Below are 18393 nucleotides of genomic sequence, written 5' to 3' on the forward strand. Positions count from 1 at the left end.
CCGGGTCGGTTCGCCGACCGGGCGGATCAGTTGATCACCGGCCATCGTCAGGGGCGTCTTTGTGGCTCACTTTGGGGGTGATTTCTTCAGGGGCGTCCTTGATGTTCACCTTGGCGGTGACCGACATGCCCGGGCGGATCTTGCCGCGTAGCGGATTGTCCGCGGCGAAGGTCAGTTTGACCGGAATCCGTTGTACGACTTTGGTGAAGTTGCCCGTGGCATTGTCCGGCGGCAACAGGCTGAACTGCGCGCCCGAGGCGGCGAACAGGCTGTCGACCCGGGCTTTGATCGGGGTGTCGCTGTAGGCGTCGAAGGTCAGTTCGGCTTCCTGGCCGGGTTGCATGTGGCCAATCTGGGTTTCCTTGAAATTGGCCTGAATCCAGATGTCTTCGTCCGGCACGATCGACAACAGGTAAGCGCCGGCCTGCACATATTGGCCTTCGCGGGCTGCACGCTGGCCGATCAGGCCGCTGATGGGGGCATGGATTTCGCTGCGGGTCAGGTTCAGTTCGGCCTGGGCCAGGTCGGTTTTGGCGTTGGCGATCTGCGCGTCGAGGCGTTTGATCTCTGCATTCAGCGCATTGACCTGCTGGCGCTGGCTTTGCGCGTCGGCCTGGGCCTTGGCCACTTGCGAGCGTGCGATGTGGTTGTCGGCGGAGAGGGTGGTCACCCGTTCTTCCGAGATATAGCCGGGTTTGCGCAAGGTCTCGGCACGGGTCAGGTCGATCTGCGAGCGACCCAGGCTGGCCTGGCTGGACGCGACCTGCGCTTCGCTGGCGGCAATCAGGCTGGCCTGCTGGGTCAGTTTACTCTGGGCTTGCAGGCGTTCGGCCTGGCGGGTGGCCAGGGCGGCATTGGCGCGGTCGACAGCGAGGCGGAAGTCGTCGCCTTCGAGTTTGACCAGCAACTGGCCTTTCTCGACATGCTGGTTGTCCTGCACCAGCACCTGATCGATACGCGCGCCCAATTGGCTCGACACGCGGGTGATCTCGCCCTGGACATAAGCGTTGTCGGTGCTTTCATAAAAGCGCCCCTTCAAGAGCCAATGGGCAAACAGGCCCCCGGCAACCAACAGGACAATCAGCAGGAACGAGAAGAGGCGACGCTTGAGTTGGGCAGGCATGGGGCAAACTGTAGTCGAGAAATTGTAAGAGAAGTTATCAGCGGGCAAATCTGGCATACAGCCGATAAGCGGTAAATGCTGTCGGCTGATTTTCGGCCATTCACCTCCCTGTACGGGCGTTACAGACGCAACCTTGGCTTAAATGCCCTGTTCACTGGAGCCGGGCGGGTGTCGCCTGTTACCATTCGCGCCTTGTTTGAACTTCGCTTTTATTCTTTTCGAGACATGCCATGACCACCGTCCGCACTCGCATCGCGCCATCGCCTACCGGGGATCCCCACGTAGGTACCGCCTATATCGCCTTGTTCAACTACTGCTTTGCCAAGCAGCACGGCGGTGAGTTCATCCTGCGGATCGAAGACACTGACCAGCTGCGTTCGACCCGCGAGTCCGAACAGCAGATTTTCGACGCCTTGCGCTGGCTCGGGATCGACTGGAGCGAAGGCCCGGATGTCGGCGGCCCGCACGGTCCGTACCGTCAAAGCGAGCGCGGCGACATTTACCAGAAGTATTGCCAGCAACTGGTCGAAATGGGCCATGCCTTCCCGTGCTTCTGCACCGCCGAAGAGCTGGACCAGATGCGCGCCGAGCAAATGGCTCGCGGCGAAACCCCGCGTTACGACGGCCGCGCGCTGCTGCTGTCCAAGGAAGAGGTCGCCCGTCGCCTGGCCGCTGGCGAGCCCCACGTTATCCGCATGAAAGTACCGAGCGAAGGCGTTTGCGTGGTGCCGGACATGCTCCGTGGCGACGTTGAAATCCCGTGGGACCGCATGGACATGCAAGTCCTGATGAAGACCGACGGCCTGCCGACCTACTTCCTGGCCAACGTGGTCGACGACCACCTGATGGGCATCACCCACGTATTGCGTGGCGAAGAGTGGCTGCCATCGGCACCGAAGCTGATCCTGCTTTACGAATACTTCGGCTGGGAACAGCCGGAGCTGTGCTACATGCCGCTGCTGCGTAACCCGGACAAGAGCAAGCTGTCCAAGCGCAAGAACCCGACCTCGGTGACCTTCTACGAGCGCATGGGCTTCATGCCCGAAGCGATGCTCAACTACCTGGGTCGCATGGGCTGGTCGATGCCGGACGAGCGTGAGAAGTTCTCGCTGCAGGAAATGGTCGACAACTTCGACCTCAAGCGCGTGTCCCTCGGCGGGCCGATCTTCGACATCGAGAAGCTGTCGTGGCTCAACGGCCAGTGGCTGCGCGACCTGCCGGTGGAAGAGTTCGCCGCGCGCGTGCAGAAGTGGGCGTTCAATTCCGAATACATGATGAAGATCGCACCGCACGTACAGGGCCGGGTCGAAACCTTCAGCCAGGTCGCACCGCTGGCCGGGTTCTTCTTTGCCGGTGGCGTGAACCCGGATGCGAAGTTGTTCGAATCGAAGAAACTGTCGGGTGATCAGGTTCGTCAGTTGATGCAGTTGATCCTGTGGAAGCTCGAAAGCCTGCGTCAGTGGGAAAAGGACAGCATCACCGCGACCATTCAGGCGGTGGTCGAATCCCTGGAGCTGAAGCTGCGTGATGCCATGCCGCTGATGTTCGCTGCGATCACTGGTCAGGCCAGCTCGGTGTCGGTGCTCGATGCGATGGAAATCCTCGGGCCGGACCTGACCCGTTTCCGTCTGCGCCAGGCCATTGACCTGCTGGGAGGCGTGTCGAAGAAAGAAAACAAGGAGTGGGAAAAGCTGTTGGGCGCGATTGCCTGACACGCTTGATGAAGGGCTGATGGCCATTGTGTGTGCCCGTCGTTGGGCGCGCAGTGGTCCTCAGACCCCGATTTTTCGGGGGGGAGGGCGGTAAGTGATTGTTATGTCGGCAAAAAATTTTAATTTTTTGAAAAATAAGTTTGACAGGCTTTCGATACGCCCTTAAGATTCGCCCCGTCCTCAGCGATGACATCAACGATGAGGGGCTATAGCTCAGCTGGGAGAGCGCTTGCATGGCATGCAAGAGGTCGACGGTTCGATCCCGTCTAGCTCCACCAATTTACACTTCAAGGTCTGGCCACACCGGCCTTGAAGCGATCAGATCTCAGCACTGATCAGTTGTATAGAAGGGTTTGCGTCCCCTTCGTCTAGTGGCCTAGGACACCGCCCTTTCACGGCGGTAACAGGGGTTCGAGTCCCCTAGGGGACGCCAGTTTTACAGAAGCGATGTTGCAAGATGTCGCTCCGCCGCGAGGCGAAAAATCCGGGGCTATAGCTCAGCTGGGAGAGCGCCTGCATGGCATGCAGGAGGTCAGCGGTTCGATCCCGCTTAGCTCCACCAATTTTACAGTTCAAGGTCTGGCCACACCGGCCTTGAATCGATCAGCACTCAGCACTGATCAGTTGTATAGAAGGGTTTGTGTCCCCTTCGTCTAGTGGCCTAGGACACCGCCCTTTCACGGCGGTAACAGGGGTTCGAGTCCCCTAGGGGACGCCACGATTACCCGCTCTGCGGGATTTATAAGGGTCATTCAATTATTGAATGGCCCTTTTGTTTGTCTGGCGTTTGGCCAAATTCCTCCATTTCCAAAATTTCCAAAAAAACTGTTCTTCAGACCAGCGGTCATGCCCATGACTTGTTAAAATTTATTATGAGAATAATATTTCAATCGTAATATTCGGAGGCAACGATGAACGATAAAAAAGCCCAAACCCGCGAACGCATCCTCAAGGCTGCCAGCGCAGCGCTGATTCAGCGCGGCCCGGCCGAGCCAAGCGTGGGCGAAGTGATGGGCGCGGCGGGCCTGACGGTCGGCGGCTTCTACGCCCACTTCGAAAGCAAGGACGCGATGATGCTGGAGGCGTTCAGGCAATTGCTCGGTCACCGCCGTGACCTGATTGCCGACATGGACGCGGAGTTGACCGGCGAAGAGCGCCGCGCGCTGGTGGCGGCGTTCTATCTGTCGCGCAAGCACCGTGATTCCTCCGAATCGGCCTGTCCGATCCCGGCATCGGTCGGCGAACTGGGGCGGCTGCCGGAAGCGTTTCGTGTTGCGCTCAATGAGCATGTGGAATTGATGGTCGCGCAGTTGGCGGCCAGCCCTGAAGAAACCGAAAAAGCCCTGGCCGACATGGCCTTGATGGTGGGTGGGCTGGCTCTGGCGCGGGCGCTGGGGCCAGGAGAGTTGTCCGATCGATTACTGCGCGCGGCCAAATCGGCAGTGCGTTGACCTGAAGGCTGCGGCCTGAGGAGAATGCGATGAGCACGTTAAAGTGGGTTCGTGGCGTTAATGGCACCTTGGGCTGGTTTGCCCCGAAACTGGTCGCAAGCAAAATGCGACAGGCGTTCATGACGCCACGGGATCTGCCGCTGCGTGACTGGGAGCTGCCACTGTTGGCCAAGTCCGAGCGGGTCACCCTGCGTTTCGGTCTCTCGGCCTTGCGTTGGGGTCAGGGCCCGGCAGTATTGCTGATGCATGGCTGGGAAGGGCGGCCGACGCAGTTTGCCAGCCTCATCACCGCGCTGGTCGATGCCGGTTACTCGGTCGTGGCCCTGGATGGTCCGGCCCACGGTCGCTCACCGGGCAGTGAAGCGAATGTGGTGCTGTTCGCCCGCGCCATGCTGGAAGCGGCCGCCGAACTGCCACCCCTGCAAGCGGTCATCGGCCACTCCATGGGCGGCGCCAGTGCGATGCTCGCGGTCCAGTTGGGCCTGCGCACGGAAACCCTGGTCAGCATTGCGGCCCCAGCGCGGATTCTCGGTGTGTTGCGTGGTTTTGCCCGCTATGTCGGGCTGCCACCGAAGGCCCGCTCGGCGTTCATTCGCCAGGTCGAGCAAGACGTCGGCATGCGAGCCGCGACGCTGGATGTCGCGCACTATCAACTCGACATGCCCGGCCTGATTGTCCATGCCGAAGACGACAACTTTGTCTCTGTGAAGGAATCCCAGCTGATCCATGAAGCCTGGTTCGACAGCCGCTTGTTGCGTTTGAAAGACGGTGGTCATCAGCGAGTGTTGGCCGACCCTCGGGTGATTGATGGCGTGTTATCACTGCTGGCCGGGCGCAGTCTGCAATCACGCCAATCCGCCTGAGCTTCCGTTACACTGCCCCGGTCGAAATTATCTGACCAGGGAGTCGGGCATGGGCTGGGATCGGGAAACGCCGTTCATCATTGATCTGCAAGTGAGCGCCGAGGACATTGACGGGTTGGGGCACGCGAACAACGCGGTCTACGTGACCTGGCTCGAACGCTGTGCCTGGCGCCACTCCCAGCGTCTTGGCCTGGACCTGGTCGAGTATCGGCGGCTGGACCGGGCGATGGCGGTGGTGCGGCACGAGATCGATTACCTGGCGGCAGCCTATGAGGACGATGAGTTGCAATTGGCGACCTGGATCGTCGATTGGGATCAGCGCCTTAAAATGACCCGGCACTTCCAGTTGGTCCGCCCCAGCGATAATTCGACGTTGCTGCGGGCGCAGACCACCTTCGTCTGCATCGAGTTGTCCACAGGCAAGCCCAAGCGCATGCCGGCGGAGTTCATCGAGGGTTATGGTCCGGCGTTGCTATCGCAAAATCTGGAATCCGCCAAAATCTGAATGTGGGAGCGGGCTTGCTCGCGAAAGCGGTGTGCCAGTCAATATCAATGTTGAATGTTAAATCGCATTCGCGAGCAAGCCCGCTCCCACAAGGGATCTGCGGTTTCTCGCGCAATCCAGTAAACTGCCGCACGTTTTTCCTCGAGTGTGTTTTTCATGCAAATTGCTTTGGCGCCCATGGAGGGGTTGGTCGACGACATCCTGCGCGACGTGCTGACCCGTGTGGGTGGTATTGACTGGTGCGTGACCGAGTTCATCCGGGTCAACGACCAGTTGCTCACACCTGCCTATTTCCACAAGTTCGGTCCGGAGTTGCTCAACGGTGCCCGGACGGCCTCCGGTGTGCCGCTGCGTGTGCAACTGCTCGGTTCCGATCCTGTGTGCCTGGCGGAAAATGCCGCGCTGGCTTGTGAGCTGGGCTCCGAAGTGATCGACCTGAACTTCGGCTGTCCGGCCAAGACCGTCAACAAATCCCGTGGTGGTGCGGTATTGCTCAAGGAACCCGAGCTGCTCAACCAGATCGTCGAGCACGTCCGTCGTGCCGTCCCCGCGCACATTCCAGTCACCGCCAAGATGCGCCTGGGCTTCGACAGCCCGGACGGCTCGCTGGTGTGTGCCACGGCCCTGGCCGAAGGCGGCGCCGAACACATCGTGGTGCATGCGCGGACCAAGGTCGACGGCTACAAGCCGCCGGCACACTGGGAGTGGATTCCGCGGGTGCAGGACGTGGTCAAGGTGCCGGTGTTCGCCAATGGCGACATCTGGAGCGTCGAAGACTGGCGTCGTTGCCGCGAGATCAGCGGCGTGGAAGACATCATGCTCGGTCGCGGCCTGGTTTCGCGCCCGGATCTCGCCCGGCAGATCGCCGCGGCGCGGGCCGGTGAAGAGGTGGTCGAGATGACCTGGACCGAGTTGTTGCCGCTGATCCAGGACTTCTGGCTGCAAGCCAAGGCACAAATGACGCCACGCCAGTCGCCGGGTCGTCTGAAGCAATGGCTGGCGATGCTGACCCGCAATTATCCCGAGGCGGTAGAGCTCTTTACCGTGCTGCGTCGTGAGACCGAGCTGGATAACGTCTCGCGTTTGCTGGGGCTGCCGGTGGCGGAAGCGGCCTGAAATTTTTTGTAAAAAAAGCAGAAAACAATCTCTTGAAATGCAATCAGCGGTCCCTATTTAAGGATTACGCGATGCCGAATTCGGGTCGCGGAGACAAAAAACCTTGCTGATTGTTTTCAGGAGATTTGCATCATGGCTACTACATTATCCTTGGCCCCACTGTTCCGTTCCTCGGTAGGTTTCGACCGTTTCAACGACCTGTTCGAGACCGCCCTGCGCAACGAGCCAGGCAGCAGCTATCCACCCTATAACGTGGAGAAACACGGCGACGATCAATACCGCATCGTGATTGCCGCGGCCGGTTTCCAGGAAGAAGATCTGGAGCTCGAAGTCGAGAAAGGTGTGCTGACCATCAGTGGCGGTAAACGCGACGCGAACGAAGACGTCACTTATCTGTATCAGGGCATTGCGCAGCGTGCGTTCAAGCTGTCCTTCCGTCTGGCGGACCACATCGAGATCAAGGCTGCCGGCCTGAGCAACGGTCTGTTGAGCATCGACCTGCTACGGGTGATTCCGGAAGAGGCGAAAGCCAAGCGCATCCCGATCAACGGGACGCAAAAGCCGGCTCTGCAACACTGAGTCGGAGCAAGAAGAAGGGCGCCATTGGCGCCCTTTTTTGTGCCTGTCACTTCAGCAGTTTTTGAAACTCCTCCACCGGCAACGGCTGGCTGTGCAAATACCCTTGGTAGAAGTGACACTCCAGTCCCTGCAGGAACTCAAGCTGCTCCGCCGTTTCCACCCCTTCGGCGATCACCTTCAAATCCAGGCTGTGGGCCATGGCGACGATGGCGCGGATGATCTCGGCGTCGTTCGGGTCGCTGGTGGCGTCGCGGATGAATGACTTGTCGATTTTCAGGGTGTCGACCGGCAAGCGCTTGAGGTAGGTCAGCGAGGAGTAGCCAGTGCCGAAGTCGTCCATGGCGAAGCTCACACCGAGTTTTTTCAGGCGGCGCATTTTGCTGATGGTGTCTTCCAGGTTCTGGATCACGATGCCTTCGGTGATTTCCAGTTTCAACAGGGAGCAGGGCAGGCCATAGGTGTTCAGGCTGTTTTCGACACGTTCGACGAAATCGTTCTGGCGGAACTGGCGCGGGCTGATGTTTACGCACAGGCTGAATTTATACGGATTCACCAGACCGTCGTCGATCAACCGTTTGAAGGCCTGGCAGGCTTCGTCGAGGATCCAGGTGCCGACCTCCAGAATCAGTCCGCTGTCTTCCAGCACCTTGATGAACTCGGCGGGTGACTGCGGGCCGAGTTCCGGATGATTCCAGCGCACCAGGGCCTCGGCACCGACGATGCGGTCGCCCCGGGCGTCGACCTGGGGTTGGTAATGCACGCGAAACTCGCCCCGGGAAAGGGCCAGGCGCAGGTCGGTTTCCATGCGCAGGCGTTCGCTCGCGGCCTTCTGCATGGTGTTGTGGTACATCTGCGTGGTATTGCGACCCGAGTCCTTGGCGCGATAGAGCGCGATGTCGGCGCGCTTGAGCAGGTCGGTCGGGGTCGAGCCGTGATCGGGGATCAGCGCAATGCCGATGCTGGGTGTCACTTGCAGGCGCTGGCCGTCGAGGAACATCGGTTCGGACAGCAGCTCGCGGATAGTGTCGGCCACTTCGCGAACCTGTTCACTGACCTCGCTGCGCGAGCCTTCGAGGCCGCTGAGCAGTACCACGAATTCGTCACCGCCCAGGCGCGCAACGGTGTCCTCCATGCGCACGCTGGCCTCCAGGCGAGCGGTGATGATTTTCAGCACGGTATCGCCCACCGGGTGCCCGAGGGAGTCGTTGATGTGCTTGAAATGGTCGAGGTCGAGGAACATCAGCGCGCCCCGCAGGTTATGCCGTTTGAGCAGGGCGATCTGCTGGCTCAGGCGGTCCATCAGCAAGGCACGGTTGGGCAGGTTGGTCAGTGGGTCGTGATAGGCCAGGTGGCGGATCTGCGCTTCGGCATTTTTCAGCAGGCTGACGTCGCGCGCGGTCAGCAGCAGGCAGGCGGTTTCATTGAGGGTGATCGGTTCCACCGAGACTTCGACGGTGAGCAGTTCGCCGCGCTTGTTGCGCCCGAGCATTTCCTGGTGATGAACCCGTCCCTTGATCTGCAATTCGGCCAGCAGCGCCGAGCGTTGTTTTTCTTCGGCCCAAATCCCGACCTGGTACACCGTGCGGCCCACCACCTCCTCGGCGCGGTAGCCGGTCAGGCGGCAGAAGCCGTCGTTGACCTCCAGATAGCGTCCGGTGTCGCGCTCGGTGATGGTGATGGCGTCGGGGCTGGAGTGGAAGGCCTTGGCGAATTTCTCTTCACTGGCCTTGAGCGCCGCTTCCGAGCGCTGTTGCTGTGTGATATCGCGCAGGGTGGTGACGATGCAGGGCTGGTCGCCGACGCTGATCTGGCGGCTGGAAATCACACAAGTCAGGGTCTGTCCTTCCTTGTGCTGGACCAGAATGGCCACGTTGTTCAGGCCTTGTTCGCGGATCACTTGTTCGATTCGTCGCAGGCTTTTCGCCGAAGCGTCCCACAGGCCGATTTCGTCGGCGCTGCGGCCGATCACATCGGCGGTGCTCCAGCCGAAGGTCTGGGTGAAGCTGGAGTTGATTTCAATGAACTGGCCGGAGTCCTGGCGGGTGACGCAGATCGGATCGGGGCTGACCTGGAACAGCGTGGCGAATTTCTCTTCGGAGGCCACCAGCCGTTGTTCGCGTTCCACCTGATCAGTGATGTCGAGCAAGGTGCCGGCCATACGCACCGGCACACCGTTGTCATCGCGGTAGAGGCGGGCACGGCTTTCCAGATAGCGCGAGGTGCCGTCGGGCAATTGCACGCGGTAGGTCAATTGATAGTTGCCGGCCGGGCCTTCACGCAGACTGCGGTAAGCGTCGCGCATGGTGTCGCGTTCTTCGCCGGGCACGCCTTCGAAGAACTCGTCGAAGGACTCGTGGAAGGGCTTGGCGTCCAGACCGTGCAGCTGGGCGGCCCGTGCCGATCCGTAGAGCATGCCGCTGGGAATGTGCCAGTCCCAGGTGCCGAGTTGCGCCGAGTCCAGTGCCAGGTCGAGGCGTTCCTGGCTGTCCTTTAGGGCCTGTTCGGCGACTTTGCGCTCGGTGGTGTCAAGGAACGTGCTCAGTAGATAGGGCTGGCCTTCGAGCTCGACCTTTTGCGCACTGAGGATGCCGTCGTGAACCTGGCCATTGCTGGCGCGAAACTGCACTTCCATGCTGACCAGGTCGCCTTTGGCTTTGGTGGCCTTGACCAGTTCGGCCCGTTGTTCGGGATGCACCCACAGGCCCAGTTCCAGGGTGGTGCGGCCGATCGCGTTTTGCACCGGCCAGCCGAACAGGCTTTCGAAATACTGGTTGGCTTCGGTGATCAGGCCGTCTTCCTGGCGGGTCAGCAGGACCATGTTGGGGCACAGGTGGAACAGGGTGGCGAAGCGTTTTTCCGAGCTGCTCAACGCCTGTTCGCGCTGGCGCTGGTGGGTAATCTCGCGGATCACACCGATCATCCGTGGCCGGCCGTGCTTGTCCGGTAACAGGCTGCCGCTGATTTCCAGCCAGTGCAGGCTGCCATCGGGCCAGCGGATGCGGTGATGCATCGCTTGCTCCAGCGGTGCGCCAGCGATGACTGCGTGGAACGCGCGAACGGTTTTCGCACGATCCTCCGGAGGCAGCAAGTCGAGGTATTCCAGATCCGATGGCAACGGTTTGCGGGGATCGAAGCCGAACAACGCCTGCGTGCCCCGGGACCAACTGATCTTCCCGCGCTCGATGTCCCAATACCACGCACCCAGGCGCGCGCCGTTGAGCGCGGCCAACAATTGCGGGGCACTTTCCCAGCTCTGTTCGGAGCTTTTCGGGTCAAGTGCCTGTATACGCGGCATTGGCGGAATACGGTCAACAGATTTGGGCATTGGCAAGCCTTGGGCTGAATGGGCGTTTGGGGCAGGAATTCGCGGCTCTACAGGATTAGCACAGCTTAGCCTTGAGTCCCTGGCTGATCGAGTTGAGCGTCCAGCAAGGCCATGAAGGCCCGCGCAGCATTCGACAGCGTCCTTTCTGTGTGCAAGATATAGCCTAGCTGGCGAGTGAGCTGTATGCCCGGCAAAGGTATGCGCGCCACCTGGTCATCGAGCATGGTGCGCGGCAAAACGCTCCAGGCCAGGCCGATCGAGACCATCATCTTGATGGTTTCCAGGTAGTTGGTGCTCATGGCGATGTTTGGCGTCAGGCCCTGGGCTTCAAACAGCCGCTGCACAATGTGGTGGGTAAAGGTATTGCCACCGGGGAAGACCGCCGGGTGTCGGGCGATGTCCGCCAGGCTGACCTTGCCGTTATTGAGCAACGAATGCTCCGGCGCAACCACGAAATCCAGCGGGTCGTCCCATACCGGGGTGGCCTTGACCAGCGCATGGGGTTCCGGCGCCAGGGTAATGACCGCCAGTTCGGCGCGGCCATGGAGAATTTCCTCGTAGGCCACTTCCGAATCGAGGAACTGAATATCCAGCGCCACTTGTGGGTAGAGTCGGGTGAACTCCCTCAGCAAGGGCGGCAAACGGTGCAAGCCGATGTGGTGACTGGTGGCCAGGGTCAGACGGCCGGTCACCTCGCCGGTGAGGTTGGTCAGGGCTCTGCGCGTATCATCGAGGACATTGAGAATCTGATAAGCCCGCGGCAGCAGGGCGCGCCCGGCCTCGGTCAGGCCCACTTCACGACCCAGACGGTCGAACAACCGCACCTTCCATTGCTGCTCCAGCCCGGCGATGCGCTTGCTGATGGCCGGCTGGGTCAGGTGCAGCCGTTCCCCGGCGCCGGAGAAGCTTCCGGTCTCGGCGATGGCAATAAAGGCATTGAGGTTGGCCAGGTCCATAGTTGCATTCCAGTTGGTTATCCAAAGCATAAAAAATATGAATTTGAGTTATTTAATGTAACCCCATAGGATCAGCCTCACAAGCCAAGGGGTTATTGAGTCGCTCAAGACCCAGGGCATAGAAACAAGCTGATGAGGAAACCGTCTGATGGCCGGCAAAACGCTCTACGACAAGCTCTGGGATTCGCATTTGGTCAAGCAGCGCGACGATGGCTCTGCGCTGATCTACATCGATCGTCACATCATCCACGAAGTGACCTCGCCGCAAGCCTTCGAAGGCCTGCGTCTGGCCGGGCGCAAGCCATGGCGCATCGATGCCAACATCGCGACCCCGGACCACAACGTACCGACCACGCCGGAGCGCAAGGGCGGCATCGACGCCATCGTTGACCAGGTTTCGCGCCTGCAAGTCCAGACCCTCGATGACAACTGCGATGAATACGGCATTGTCGAGTTCAAGATGAACGACGTTCGCCAGGGCATCGTCCATGTCATCGGCCCGGAGCAAGGCGCAACCTTGCCCGGCATGACCGTGGTCTGCGGCGACTCCCATACCTCGACCCATGGCGCATTCGGCGCATTGGCTCACGGTATCGGCACTTCCGAGGTCGAGCATGTGCTCGCCACCCAGTGCCTGGTCGCCAAGAAAATGAAAAACATGCTGGTGCGCGTCGAAGGCCAATTGCCGTTCGGCGTGACCGCCAAGGACATCGTGCTCGCGGTGATCGGCAAGATCGGCACCGCCGGCGGTAACGGCCACGCCATCGAGTTCGCCGGCAGCGCGATTCGCGACCTGTCCGTCGAAGGCCGCATGACCATCTGCAACATGTCCATCGAGGCCGGCGCTCGCGTAGGCCTGGTGGCTGCGGACGAAAAAACCGTGGCTTACGTCAAGGGTCGTCCATTTGCCCCGAAAGGCGCGGAATGGGACCTGGCCGTTGAAGCCTGGAAAGACCTGGTGTCTGACGCCGATGCCACGTTTGATACGGTTGTCGAGCTCGATGCGACCCAGATCAAGCCGCAAGTCAGCTGGGGTACTTCGCCTGAGATGGTGCTGGCGGTAGACCAGAACGTGCCGGATCCTGCGAAGGAAATGGACCTGGTCAAGCGCGACTCCATCGTCCGTGCCTTGAAGTACATGGGTTTGACCGCCAATCAGGCGATCACCGACATTCAGCTCGACCGTGTGTTCATCGGTTCCTGCACCAACTCGCGGATCGAAGACCTGCGTGCGGCGGCCGTGATCGCCAAGGGCCGTAAAGTGGCCTCGACCATCAAGCAGGCCATCGTGGTGCCGGGCTCGGGCCTGGTTAAAGCCCAGGCTGAATCGGAAGGCCTGGACAAGATTTTCCTCGAAGCCGGTTTCGAATGGCGTGAGCCGGGTTGCTCGATGTGCCTGGCGATGAACCCGGACCGCCTGGAGTCCGGTGAGCATTGCGCCTCGACCTCCAACCGTAACTTCGAAGGCCGTCAGGGTGCCGGTGGTCGTACTCACCTCGTCAGCCCGGCCATGGCCGCGGCCGCTGCTATAAACGGTCGTTTCGTCGACGTCCGTGAATTGATCTGAAGGAGCGCAGCATGAAAGCTTTTACCCAGCACACTGGTCTTGTCGCGCCTTTGGATCGTGCCAACGTCGACACCGACCAGATCATCCCGAAGCAGTTCCTGAAGTCGATCAAGCGCACGGGCTTTGGCCCGAACCTGTTCGATGAATGGCGCTACCTGGATGTGGGCCAGCCTTACCAGGACAACTCCAAGCGTCCGCTGAACAAGGACTTCGTCCTCAACGCCGAACGTTACCAGGGCGCCAGCGTGTTGCTGGCCCGCGAAAACTTCGGTTGCGGCTCCAGCCGTGAACACGCGCCGTGGGCGCTGGAAGAGTACGGTTTCCGCAGCATCATCGCGCCGAGCTATGCCGACATCTTCTTCAACAACAGCTTCAAGAACGGCTTGCTGCCGATCATCTTGAGCGACGCCGAAGTCGACGAACTGTTCCAGCAGATCGAGGCCAATCCGGGCTATCAGTTGCAGGTTGACCTGCAGGCCCAGACCGTGACCCGTCCGGATGGCAAGGTGTTGAGTTTTGAGATTGATGCGTTTCGCAAGCATTGCCTGTTGAACGGCCTGGACGATATCGGCCTGACCTTGCAGGACGGCGATGCGATTGCGGCATTTGAGGCCAAGCATCGTGCGAGCCAGCCTTGGTTGTTTCGCGACGCTTGATTGATTTGAGATTGAAGTAGTCAGGGCTGGCCCCTTCGCGAGCAAGCCCGCTCCCACATTTTGAAATGCATTCCAATGTGGGAGCGGGCTTGCTCGCGAAGACGGCAGCCCAGACACCACAAGGCTAAAACCTGAAAAAGGAAGTCCCTCATGACCAGCTCCGCCCAGCACAGTCAGGTAGTCCAGAAGCAATTCGGTGAACAGGCCTCGGCCTACCTGAGCAGCGCCGTACACGCTCAAGGCACCGAATTCGCGCTGCTACAGGCCGAACTGGCGGGGCAGGCCGAGGCCAGGGTCCTGGATCTGGGGTGCGGCGCAGGTCACGTGAGTTTTCACGTAGCCTCATTGGTGAAAGAGGTGGTGGCCTACGACCTGTCGCAGCAAATGCTCGACGTGGTCGCTGCCGCTGCTGTCGAGCGTGGCTTGAGCAACGTAACCACGGTCAACGGTGCCGCCGAGCGCCTGCCGTTCGCCGATGGCGAATTCGATTTCGTCTTCAGCCGCTATTCGGCGCACCATTGGAGCGACCTGGGCGCGGCCCTGCGGGAGGTGCGTCGAGTCCTGAAGCCGGGCGGTGTGGCCGCGTTCGTCGACGTGTTGTCACCGGGTAGCCCGCTGTTCGACACTTACCTGCAAAGCGTCGAAGTGCTGCGCGACACCAGCCATGTGCGCGATTATTCCGCCGGCGAGTGGTTGCGCCAGGTCAGCGAGGCGGGGCTGCACACCCGCAGTACCACCCGTCAGCGCTTGCGCCTGGAATACAACAGCTGGGTCGAGCGCATGCGCACACCGCAAGTGATGCGCGCGGCGATCCGCGAGTTGCAGCAGTCGATGGGCAATGAAGTACGCGAATATTTTGAGATTGAGGCCGATGGTTCGTTCAGTACGGATGTGCTGGTACTGATGGCCGAGCGATAGAACTTTTCCGGGTGCGCCCAAGGCGCACCGACTGATGACATGAGGAAAGCATGAGCAAGCAGATTCTGATTCTCCCAGGTGACGGTATTGGCCCGGAAATCATGGCCGAAGCGGTCAAGGTGCTGGAATTGGCCAGCGACAAGTTCGCCCTGGGTTTCGAACTGAGCCACGATGTGATCGGTGGCGCTGCCATCGACAAGCACGGCGTGCCGTTGGCCGACGAGGCCCTGGAGCGTGCCCGCGCGGCCGACGCCGTGTTGCTGGGCGCCGTTGGCGGCCCGAAATGGGATGCCATCGAACGTGACATCCGCCCTGAACGCGGTCTGCTGAAAATCCGTGCGCAACTGGGCCTGTTCGGCAACCTGCGTCCGGCGATCCTGTACCCGCAACTGGCCGAGGCTTCCAGCCTGAAGCCGGAAATCGTGGCCGGCCTGGACATCCTGATCGTTCGTGAGCTGACCGGCGGCATCTACTTCGGCGCGCCTCGTGGTACCCGTACCCTGGAAAACGGCGAGCGTCAGTCCTATGACACCCTGCCGTACAGCGAAAGCGAAATCCGCCGCATCGCCCGTGTCGGTTTCGACATGGCCATGGTCCGTGGCAAGAAGCTGTGCTCGGTGGACAAGGCCAACGTACTGGCTTCCAGCCAACTGTGGCGTGAAGTGGTCGAACAAGTGGCCAAGGATTATCCTGAAGTCGAACTGAGCCACATGTACGTCGACAACGCCGCGATGCAGCTGGTGCGCGCACCGAAGCAGTTCGACGTGATCGTTACCGACAATATGTTCGGCGACATCCTGTCCGACCAGGCCTCGATGCTCACCGGTTCCATCGGCATGCTGCCGTCGGCGTCCCTGGACACCAACAACAAGGGCATGTACGAGCCGTGCCACGGTTCGGCCCCGGACATCGCGGGCAAGGGCATCGCCAACCCGCTGGCGACCATTTTGTCGGTGTCGATGATGTTGCGTTACAGCTTCAACCAGCAGGCCGCGGCCGATGCCATCGAGAAAGCCGTCAGCCTAGTGCTGGATCAGGGCTTGCGCACCGGTGACATCTGGTCGGCCGGTTGCACTAAAGTCGGTACGCAGGAAATGGGTGACGCAGTAGTCGCCGCGCTGCGGAATCTGTAATCTCTCGGGCCCGCTGCCAAATTCAAGACAAGGTAGCGGTCCACATTTCAAGAAGGTGTAGTTGCGATGAAACGTGTAGGTCTGATCGGTTGGCGCGGCATGGTCGGTTCCGTGCTCATGCAGCGGATGCTGGAAGAGCAGGATTTCGATCTTATCGAGCCGGTGTTTTTCACCACTTCCAATGTCGGTGGCCAAGGCCCGTCCGTGGGCAAGGACATTGCTCCGCTCAAGGACGCTTACAGCATTGAAGAGCTGAAAACCCTCGACGTGATTCTGACCTGCCAGGGTGGCGACTACACCAGCGAAGTCTTCCCCAAGCTGCGTGAAGCCGGCTGGCAGGGTTACTGGATCGACGCCGCTTCCAGCCTGCGTATGCAGGATGACGCGGTGATCGTTCTGGATCCGGTCAACCGCAAGGTCATCGACCAGCAACTGGACGCGGGCACCAAGAACTACATCGGCGGCAACTGCACCGTCAGCCTGATGCTGATGGGCCTCGGTGGCCTGTTCGAAGCTGGCCTGGTGGAGTGGATGAGCGCCATGACTTATCAGGCGGCCTCCGGTGCCGGCGCGCAGAACATGCGTGAACTGATCAAGCAAATGGGCGCGACCCACGCCGCTGTTGCCGATCAACTGGCCGATCCGGCCAGCGCGATCCTCGACATCGACCGCCGTGTGGCTGAAGCCATGCGCAGCGACGCTTACCCGACTGAAAACTTCGGCGTACCGTTGGCCGGCAGCCTGATCCCGTGGATCGACAAGGAACTGCCGAACGGTCAGAGCCGCGAAGAGTGGAAGGCCCAGGCCGAGACCAACAAGATCCTCGGTCGCTTCAAGAGCCCGATCCCGGTCGATGGCATCTGCGTGCGCATCGGCGCCATGCGCTGCCACAGCCAGGCGCTGACCATCAAGCTGAACAAAGACGTACCGATCGCTGATATCGAAGGTTTGATCAGCCAGCACAACCCTTGGGTCAAGCTGGTGCCGAACAACCGCGAAACCAGCATTCAGGAGCTGAGCCCGAACAAGGTCACCGGCACCCTGAACATCCCGGTTGGTCGTCTGCGCAAGCTGAACATGGGCTCGCAATTTGTCGGCGCGTTCACCGTCGGCGACCAGTTGCTGTGGGGCGCGGCCGAACCGTTGCGTCGCATGCTGCGGATCCTGCTCGAGCGTTGATCGGTTGATGCAATGAAAGAACCCGCGCCTTGCAAGAGGCGCGGGTTTTTTTATTCCTGACAGTCTGAAAGTTATTGATTGCCCATACTGGCCTCTTCGCGGGCAAGCCCGCTCCCACAGTGTTCGGTGTCGAGCACAAGGTTTGTATGCACAACTGAAACCTGTGGGAGCGGGCTTGCCCGCGAAGGGGCCGGTACAGCCGCAGCAAATTTCCGGCAGAATTGCCTGCATGCCCCCCACCCGGTAAAGTGCCGCTCCCCCCGTTTCGCCAGAGGTAAAACCCATGAGCCAGACCATTGATATTGCCGTGATCGGCGCCACCGGTACTGTCGGCGAAACACTTGTGCAGATTCTCGAAGAGCGCGATTTCCCGATCGGTAACCTGCACCTGTTGGCCAGCAGCGAGTCGGCCGGCAGTTCGGTGCCGTTTCGCGGCAAGAACGTGCGGGTGCGGGAAGTCGATCAGTTCGACTTCAGCAAGGTGCAGTTGGCATTCTTTGCCGCCGGCCCGGCGGTTTCGTTGAGTTTCGCTTCCCGCGCGACCGATGCCGGTTGCTCGGTTATCGATCTCTCCGGTGCCCTGCCGGCCGAAAAGGCGCCACAGGTTGTGCCTGAAGCCAATGCTCAGGTGTTGGCCGGCTTGAACAAACCCTTTCAGGTCAGCAGTCCAAGCCCGTCGGCCACCACGCTGGCGGTGGTGCTGGCGCCACTGATGGATTTGCTTGATTTGCAGCGCATCAGCCTGACCGCCAGCCTGGCGGTATCGGCCCAGGGCCGCGAAGCCGTGAGCGAGCTCGCCCGGCAAACCGCCGAGCTGCTGAATGTGCGGCCGCTGGAGCCGAAATTCTTTGATCGGCAAATGGCCTTCAACCTGTTGGCCCAGGTCGGTAAACCGGATGAGCAAGGTCATACGCTGCTGGAAAAACGCCTGGTGCGTGAGCTGCGCCAGGTCATGGCGCGGCCTTCATTGAAGATTTCCGTCACTTGCATTCAAGCCCCGGTGTTTTTTGGCGATAGCTATAGCGTGACCCTGCAGTCCGCGAGTGAAATCGACCTGGGGAAAGTCAATGCGGCCCTGGAAGACGCCCCTGGCATCGAACTGGTGGAAGCCGGTGATTACCCGACCCCGGTGGGCGATGCGGTAGGCCAGGATGTGGTCTACGTTGGTCGGGTTCGCCATGGTATTGACGACACGTCGGAACTTAATCTGTGGCTGACGTCAGATAACGTACGCAAAGGCGCGGCGCTCAACGCTGTGCAGCTGGCCGAGTTGTTGATAAAAGACCTGCTGTAAAAGATACTTTGCAACA

Annotated in this window: 15 protein-coding genes and 4 tRNA genes; 16 read left to right on the forward strand and 3 right to left on the reverse strand. The window is 60.4% G+C overall.

Annotated elements, in window-relative coordinates:
* Positions 1-34 precede the first annotated feature (34 nt).
* A complete protein-coding gene (locus PspS34_RS09260) occupies positions 35-1123 on the reverse strand; it encodes an HlyD family secretion protein (protein ID WP_154860620.1) in 1089 nt (362 codons plus the stop codon).
* A 230-nt stretch (positions 1124-1353) separates the two neighbouring features.
* Here PspS34_RS09260 and gltX point away from each other — a divergent pair, with 230 nt between their 5' ends.
* The 10 genes from gltX (at position 1354) to PspS34_RS09310 (ending at position 7349) form a co-directional block, all read left to right on the forward strand.
* Positions 1354-2835 carry a glutamate--tRNA ligase gene (gene gltX / locus PspS34_RS09265; protein ID WP_090454210.1) on the forward strand — a complete coding sequence of 494 codons (1482 nt, stop codon included), beginning with the start codon at positions 1354-1356 and terminating at the stop codon, positions 2833-2835.
* A gap of 202 nt (positions 2836-3037) precedes the next feature.
* Positions 3038-3113: transfer RNA gene (locus PspS34_RS09270), tRNA-Ala, on the forward strand.
* A 79-nt stretch (positions 3114-3192) separates the two neighbouring features.
* Positions 3193-3268, forward strand: a tRNA-Glu gene (locus PspS34_RS09275).
* 53 nt (positions 3269-3321) lie between these two features.
* Positions 3322-3397: transfer RNA gene (locus PspS34_RS09280), tRNA-Ala, on the forward strand.
* Between the two features lie 80 nt (positions 3398-3477).
* Positions 3478-3553, forward strand: a tRNA-Glu gene (locus PspS34_RS09285).
* Between the two features lie 193 nt (positions 3554-3746).
* Positions 3747-4286 (forward strand): TetR/AcrR family transcriptional regulator, encoded by a 540-nt coding sequence (locus PspS34_RS09290; RefSeq protein ID WP_057715584.1) that lies wholly within the window; start codon positions 3747-3749, stop codon positions 4284-4286.
* Positions 4287-4315: 29 nt separating this feature from the next.
* Positions 4316-5149: an alpha/beta hydrolase gene (locus PspS34_RS09295; RefSeq protein WP_057715583.1), complete on the forward strand. Its 834-nt coding sequence runs from the start codon at positions 4316-4318 to the stop codon at positions 5147-5149.
* A 49-nt stretch (positions 5150-5198) separates the two neighbouring features.
* On the forward strand, positions 5199-5654 hold the full coding sequence (locus PspS34_RS09300) for a thioesterase family protein (RefSeq protein ID WP_150812498.1): 456 nt from the start codon (positions 5199-5201) through the stop codon (positions 5652-5654).
* A gap of 156 nt (positions 5655-5810) precedes the next feature.
* Positions 5811-6770 carry a tRNA-dihydrouridine synthase gene (locus PspS34_RS09305; protein ID WP_057396160.1) on the forward strand — a complete coding sequence of 320 codons (960 nt, stop codon included), beginning with the start codon at positions 5811-5813 and terminating at the stop codon, positions 6768-6770.
* Between the two features lie 132 nt (positions 6771-6902).
* Positions 6903-7349 carry an Hsp20 family protein gene (locus PspS34_RS09310; protein ID WP_057715580.1) on the forward strand — a complete coding sequence of 149 codons (447 nt, stop codon included), beginning with the start codon at positions 6903-6905 and terminating at the stop codon, positions 7347-7349.
* Between the two features lie 46 nt (positions 7350-7395).
* Here the strand turns inward: PspS34_RS09310 and PspS34_RS09315 are convergent, their stop codons facing one another.
* Both PspS34_RS09315 and PspS34_RS09320 read right to left on the reverse strand, forming a co-directional pair.
* On the reverse strand, positions 7396-10674 hold the full coding sequence (locus PspS34_RS09315) for an EAL domain-containing protein (RefSeq protein WP_150812499.1): 3279 nt from the start codon (positions 10672-10674) through the stop codon (positions 7396-7398).
* A gap of 65 nt (positions 10675-10739) precedes the next feature.
* Entirely contained in the window at positions 10740-11630 is an 891-nt protein-coding gene (locus PspS34_RS09320) for a LysR family transcriptional regulator (RefSeq protein ID WP_154860618.1), read from the reverse strand.
* A 148-nt stretch (positions 11631-11778) separates the two neighbouring features.
* Here PspS34_RS09320 and leuC point away from each other — a divergent pair, with 148 nt between their 5' ends.
* The 6 genes from leuC to PspS34_RS09350 all read left to right on the forward strand — a co-directional run bounded on the left by leuC (position 11779) and on the right by PspS34_RS09350 (position 18377).
* Complete coding sequence (gene leuC, locus PspS34_RS09325; protein WP_057715577.1) at positions 11779-13197, forward strand: 3-isopropylmalate dehydratase large subunit; 1419 nt, start codon at positions 11779-11781, stop codon at positions 13195-13197.
* Positions 13198-13208: 11 nt separating this feature from the next.
* Complete coding sequence (gene leuD, locus PspS34_RS09330) at positions 13209-13853, forward strand: 3-isopropylmalate dehydratase small subunit (protein ID WP_159389614.1); 645 nt, start codon at positions 13209-13211, stop codon at positions 13851-13853.
* A 150-nt stretch (positions 13854-14003) separates the two neighbouring features.
* Positions 14004-14771: a class I SAM-dependent methyltransferase gene (locus tag PspS34_RS09335; RefSeq protein ID WP_154860617.1), complete on the forward strand. Its 768-nt coding sequence runs from the start codon at positions 14004-14006 to the stop codon at positions 14769-14771.
* A 50-nt stretch (positions 14772-14821) separates the two neighbouring features.
* Positions 14822-15904 carry a 3-isopropylmalate dehydrogenase gene (leuB, locus tag PspS34_RS09340; protein WP_154860616.1) on the forward strand — a complete coding sequence of 361 codons (1083 nt, stop codon included), beginning with the start codon at positions 14822-14824 and terminating at the stop codon, positions 15902-15904.
* A gap of 66 nt (positions 15905-15970) precedes the next feature.
* The gene (gene asd / locus PspS34_RS09345; RefSeq protein ID WP_057715575.1) at positions 15971-17083 is read left to right on the forward strand and encodes an aspartate-semialdehyde dehydrogenase; all 1113 of its coding nucleotides are present in this window, start codon (positions 15971-15973) and stop codon (positions 17081-17083) included.
* Positions 17084-17366: 283 nt separating this feature from the next.
* Complete coding sequence (locus tag PspS34_RS09350; protein ID WP_154860615.1) at positions 17367-18377, forward strand: aspartate-semialdehyde dehydrogenase; 1011 nt, start codon at positions 17367-17369, stop codon at positions 18375-18377.
* The last annotated feature ends 16 nt before the right edge of the window (positions 18378-18393 follow it).

Origin of the sequence: Pseudomonas sp. S34, assembly GCF_009866745.1 — a bacterium.
In the GTDB taxonomy this organism is placed as follows: Bacteria; Pseudomonadota; Gammaproteobacteria; order Pseudomonadales; family Pseudomonadaceae; genus Aquipseudomonas; species Aquipseudomonas jessenii.

Excerpts from the sequence above, each read along its gene's own strand:
- PspS34_RS09260 (WP_154860620.1), bottom strand. The coding sequence starts at position 1,123 with ATGCCTGCCCAACTCAAGCGTCGCCTCTTCTCGTTCCTGCTGATTGTC.
- gltX (WP_090454210.1), top strand. The coding sequence starts at position 1,354 with ATGACCACCGTCCGCACTCGCATCGCGCCATCGCCTACCGGGGATCCC.
- PspS34_RS09290 (WP_057715584.1), top strand. The coding sequence starts at position 3,747 with ATGAACGATAAAAAAGCCCAAACCCGCGAACGCATCCTCAAGGCTGCC.
- PspS34_RS09295 (WP_057715583.1), top strand. The coding sequence starts at position 4,316 with ATGAGCACGTTAAAGTGGGTTCGTGGCGTTAATGGCACCTTGGGCTGG.
- PspS34_RS09300 (WP_150812498.1), top strand. The coding sequence starts at position 5,199 with ATGGGCTGGGATCGGGAAACGCCGTTCATCATTGATCTGCAAGTGAGC.
- PspS34_RS09305 (WP_057396160.1), top strand. The coding sequence starts at position 5,811 with ATGCAAATTGCTTTGGCGCCCATGGAGGGGTTGGTCGACGACATCCTG.
- PspS34_RS09310 (WP_057715580.1), top strand. The coding sequence starts at position 6,903 with ATGGCTACTACATTATCCTTGGCCCCACTGTTCCGTTCCTCGGTAGGT.
- PspS34_RS09315 (WP_150812499.1), bottom strand. The coding sequence starts at position 10,674 with ATGCCCAAATCTGTTGACCGTATTCCGCCAATGCCGCGTATACAGGCA.
- PspS34_RS09320 (WP_154860618.1), bottom strand. The coding sequence starts at position 11,630 with ATGGACCTGGCCAACCTCAATGCCTTTATTGCCATCGCCGAGACCGGA.
- leuC (WP_057715577.1), top strand. The coding sequence starts at position 11,779 with ATGGCCGGCAAAACGCTCTACGACAAGCTCTGGGATTCGCATTTGGTC.
- leuD (WP_159389614.1), top strand. The coding sequence starts at position 13,209 with ATGAAAGCTTTTACCCAGCACACTGGTCTTGTCGCGCCTTTGGATCGT.
- PspS34_RS09335 (WP_154860617.1), top strand. The coding sequence starts at position 14,004 with ATGACCAGCTCCGCCCAGCACAGTCAGGTAGTCCAGAAGCAATTCGGT.
- leuB (WP_154860616.1), top strand. The coding sequence starts at position 14,822 with ATGAGCAAGCAGATTCTGATTCTCCCAGGTGACGGTATTGGCCCGGAA.
- asd (WP_057715575.1), top strand. The coding sequence starts at position 15,971 with ATGAAACGTGTAGGTCTGATCGGTTGGCGCGGCATGGTCGGTTCCGTG.
- PspS34_RS09350 (WP_154860615.1), top strand. The coding sequence starts at position 17,367 with ATGAGCCAGACCATTGATATTGCCGTGATCGGCGCCACCGGTACTGTC.